This is a genomic window from bacterium (assembly GCA_016873475.1).
Classification (GTDB): domain Bacteria; phylum Krumholzibacteriota; class Krumholzibacteriia; order JACNKJ01; family JACNKJ01; genus VGXI01.
This window is the reverse complement of sequence record VGXI01000265.1, coordinates 1-3,695: the sequence shown is the minus strand read 5'-3', so window position 1 is coordinate 3,695 and position 3,695 is coordinate 1. Positions and strand designations below refer to the sequence as shown.

The 3,695-nt window shown below is 66.0% G+C and carries 4 protein-coding genes; all 4 read right to left on the bottom strand.

What is annotated here, in order from left to right; genetic code table 11:
- On the bottom strand, window positions 1-754 hold a 754-nt coding region (locus FJ251_14405), incomplete at its 3' end, for a hypothetical protein (GenBank protein ID MBM4118897.1).
- Window positions 755-847: 93 nt separating this feature from the next.
- The gene (locus tag FJ251_14400; GenBank protein MBM4118896.1) at window positions 848-1,276 is read right to left on the bottom strand and encodes a hypothetical protein; all 429 of its coding nucleotides are present in this window, start codon (window positions 1,274-1,276) and stop codon (window positions 848-850) included.
- 874 nt (window positions 1,277-2,150) lie between these two features.
- On the bottom strand, window positions 2,151-2,939 hold the full coding sequence (locus FJ251_14395; protein ID MBM4118895.1) for an AAA family ATPase: 789 nt from the start codon (window positions 2,937-2,939) through the stop codon (window positions 2,151-2,153).
- On the bottom strand, window positions 2,936-3,695 hold a 760-nt coding region (locus FJ251_14390), incomplete at its 5' end, for a transposase family protein (GenBank protein MBM4118894.1). The genes FJ251_14390 and FJ251_14395, both read right to left, overlap by 4 nt.

The following is a 3,695-nucleotide window of genomic DNA, read 5'->3' as shown; positions in this document are numbered from 1 at the left end:
AAAATCGCAAACCCCTGACCACCGCGTCTGCGGGAATCTGAAACGTCGCAACCCAGTCCGGAGGAGGCTCGTTGAGAACAGGGGTCGCGTAGTCAACCGTCTCGACGCCGCTTGAAGGCCCCTGGAGCACCTCGATCACAACTCGTGACGGGAAGCGCTGGCCAGAAACTTTTTTCCAGCCAGTGAGGGCATACTGCGTGATGGGCTGGTCATTGCGATCCTTGAGCTGGATCGACAGGATATCACCGACCAGGCTGACGAGGACCGCCTGGCCCGCTTCATTGCGCAGCTTGCGCGGTGGGTCCCAGTAGGTGAAGAGCGTATCACCGCGGCTCTCATGATGGGAAATCGTGTAGCCGGCGGCTGAGATCTCTGCCTCGCCGCGCTGTGCAATAAAAAAGAACGTGAAGAAGGGAAGCGTCTCCTGCGCTGCAGTCAGGATGTCAAAGGATTCCTGGCTCTTGGGGTAGAAGACTTTCAGGTGGCCGGGCTCGATCTCCAGGATTTGCTCGAGAGGTTGCTGGACATGGATCAAGAGCCGGTCGGGACCCAGGTAGTACAACCTACCCGAGGCAGTCTCTGACTCGCCCGCCAAGGGCGCCCGGTGGCGCTGGAAATCGACAGCCAGGGTATGAATGGAGGCGTCGATTTCTCCCGCAGGGGACGGCAGCCGTGCAAGAGCATGGGGACCCGGCCAAAGGCCAGATCCCCCAAGGCCCAGCAGCATGACCACAGGTCTTGCACGGCGCAGCACGCAAACCCCTCCACTCCGGTTGAAAGCCGAACAACCTTGGGCTCCGGACGAAAGCGATGGCGGCAGACAATCGGAGTCAGATCATCAATGCGGTTAGTAGTAATAGATGTCGTCGACTTCGTCGTCGACAGTAAGCAGGACAACCGCCCAGATTCCGACATAGATGACGCTGAAGACTACGCAGCCAATGAGCGCTTTGCGTCCCTGCGCCGACTTCCCCTCGCTACGGTAGCAATCGGTGTAGGCCGCAACAAACTCCGGCGACTTGCCGAGAATGCTTGATGCTGGAGGTGTCGGGGCGACCGTGTAAGCAATGAGCAAGCCCAGGATGCCAGCGCAACCGGCGAAGAACCAGATACCGGAAGTATTCCTCTGCGCATCGGACTTGCCCTGGAAGCAGGCATCCGTTGCGGAGCCCTCAGCGGCCTGAGCCAATGCGTAATCAGGCACCAGGACGAGCGACATGAAGGCCGGAACAACCAAGAGCACCACCAGCGATCTCAGGCATCGGCGGAGATCCATGCTTTCCCCCCCCCGTGGTCTTTCGAAGTAGATGTAGATGGCCAGTATTTCAGGCCAGAAACAGCGAAATGCTACAGGCAAGGGAGTGGGGTGTCAAGAGGGTATCGCTCGCAGGGAGGCCCCCTCTGCGCACCACGACCCGGGGTGTCCGCCTGATCGGCGAGGCGGCGGACGCGACAGGCTCATCTGACTCGCGGCCGGCCAGGCGGATGCCTGCGCGATGCAGGACCCGAGCAGTACAGCCAGGAGTAGGGGTGCGACCTGTCGGCCTACGCTTTCTCATGAGCGGTGGACGCTTCGACCCGGGTGCTTGCGATGCACCTCATCAGCGCGTCGCAGCAGGGCTCGAATGCCGATCCACCGCAGGCTTCGCATGCCATGCCTCGTTTAGCGATTCATTATGCCGAATTGCAGCTTCTGCACCCAAGCTGCAGCCTGATGCCCGGCTCCGCTGCTGCCGCGGCAACGCCGGGCGCTGCAGCCAAGGCCGCCGAGCCTCTGCGCCATGGCTCGCGGGGCGGGGCAGGCGCGCGATCGTTGACGCGCAGTGGAACTGCGCTGCAACATCGGCGGCGGACTGAGAGGCCGTCCTGCCACCCAGCCGTCGGCGGGCGCATTCCCAGCGGGGTCTGCTTCGGTCGCCTGATCCTGAGCGGCCCGGTGGGATCGGCACTCCGCGGTGCGCGCTTGTCGCCTACGCGAGTGTGCGGCGGTAGGGGTTCTCGGCCGCAGCCAGGGGCGGATCTGTCAAGCGACGGCCAGTCTTACGCACTAAGGCGACATCCACCTTTACGCACCCTGTCTCCCGTGATCTGACAGAACGCCAAGGGACTAGGGTGCGCTTCCTCCTTTCTGGCGACAGCCAGCCTTCCGCTCAGGCCTGCTGAGCAACGAGCCGCTCCAGGTCCCGCAGCCGGTAGCTCCGGCCCTTGATGTCCAGCACGTGGCTGTTGTGCAGCAGGCGATCGAGGATCGCCGTCGTGAGGACCTCGTCCCCGGCCAGGATTTCCGGCCAGTCTTTGATCCCCTTGTTGGTCGTGATCAGGATGCTGCCTCGCTGGTAGCGGTAGCTGACCAGGCGAAAGAAGAGGCTGGCTTCCTGCCGGCTCATCGGCTCGAAGCCCACCTCGTCGATGATCAGCAGCGAAGCCGACAGGTACTTCTTGCCCCGCAACCGGCGGGGCGGCAGCTCGGCGTCGCGCCGCAGGGCCGCCAGTAGCTCCTCGAGCCGGTAGAAGACCACCCCGAAGCCGTGCTCGATGGCCTTGATGCCGAGAGCGACGGCGAGATGCGTCTTGCCCACGCCGGGCGGGCCCTGGATGAGCAGCGTCCGGTTGTCGCGGATCCACTGGCAGGTGCCCAGCGTCTCGATGCGGCTGCGCTCGACGCTGGGCTGGAAGCTGAAGTCGAAGCTGGCGAGGGTCAGGCCCGTGGGCAGCCCGCTGAGCTGGAGGCAGGTCTTGACGCGGCGCTCCTCGCGCAGGCGCAGCTCGGCCTCGAGCAGTGTGTCGAGGAAGCGGTGCGGCGAGCAGTCGTCCCTGACGGCCTCGCTGATCTGTCCGTCCAGCAGCTCGGCCGCATGGTGCAGGCCGACCCGCAGGAGGCGCTGCCGGGTGACATCCAGATCGACCTTGGGCGCCGCCGCCGCGGCCTTGGTGCTCATCGGGCCACCTCCGCGAGCGCGGCATAGAGATCCAGCGGCCGCTGGGACGGCGGCATCGCGGCGATCTCCTGGAGGCGACGCCCCATCCGCCCCAGGGGCGGCGGCGCCACGACGCGCGCCGTCGACGGTCCCTCGTAGCAGGCGGGATCGAGCACGAGAAGCGCGCGGCCGTGGCGGGGATGCTCGGCCACGACCTGCCCCTCGGCAAGGACCTGCACCACCTGGGCGCAGCCGCGCACCTCGACCCGCAGGCCGACCCAGGCGAAGGGCACCGTGTACTGCCGGCCCTCGAAGGCGACCAGACCGTCGAGGCTGACCGGCCGAGTGACGGCGACATCGAAGGGCTCGGGCAGGGGCGGCAAGGGCGCCAGGAAGCGCTTCTCGGCTTCCCAAGCCTCGAGCACCGAGGTCCCCGTCGCCGGGCAGCGCCGGCGGGCATCCTCCCGGAGCCCCTGCGCATCCGTCCAGGCCTGGAGCTCGGCGAGGCCGTCCCAGTGGCGCTGTCGGATCTCCCGCCAGCGGCGATCATCCCGATTCCCTCGCTCGATCTTGCCCTTGTGGCCGGGACTGCGCGGCGGACAGGCGTCGATGTGGAAGCGCAGCGTCTTGGCAAAGCACCGGTAGCGCGGATTGATCACACCCCAGGCCCCCGCCCCCCGGCTCACCGCCGTCCGCTCGTTGTCCACCCGGACCGTGGCGGGAATGCCCTCCAGCCGCCGGAAGGCCTCGTTGTGGACGTGGTGCCAGGCAAGCTGG

Bases quoted from the DNA above. Each gene is read 5' to 3' on its own strand.
- FJ251_14400 (MBM4118896.1), bottom strand. From the start codon at position 1,276: ATGGATCTCCGCCGATGCCTGAGATCGCTGGTGGTGCTCTTGGTTGTT.
- FJ251_14395 (MBM4118895.1), bottom strand. From the start codon at position 2,939: ATGAGCACCAAGGCCGCGGCGGCGGCGCCCAAGGTCGATCTGGATGTC.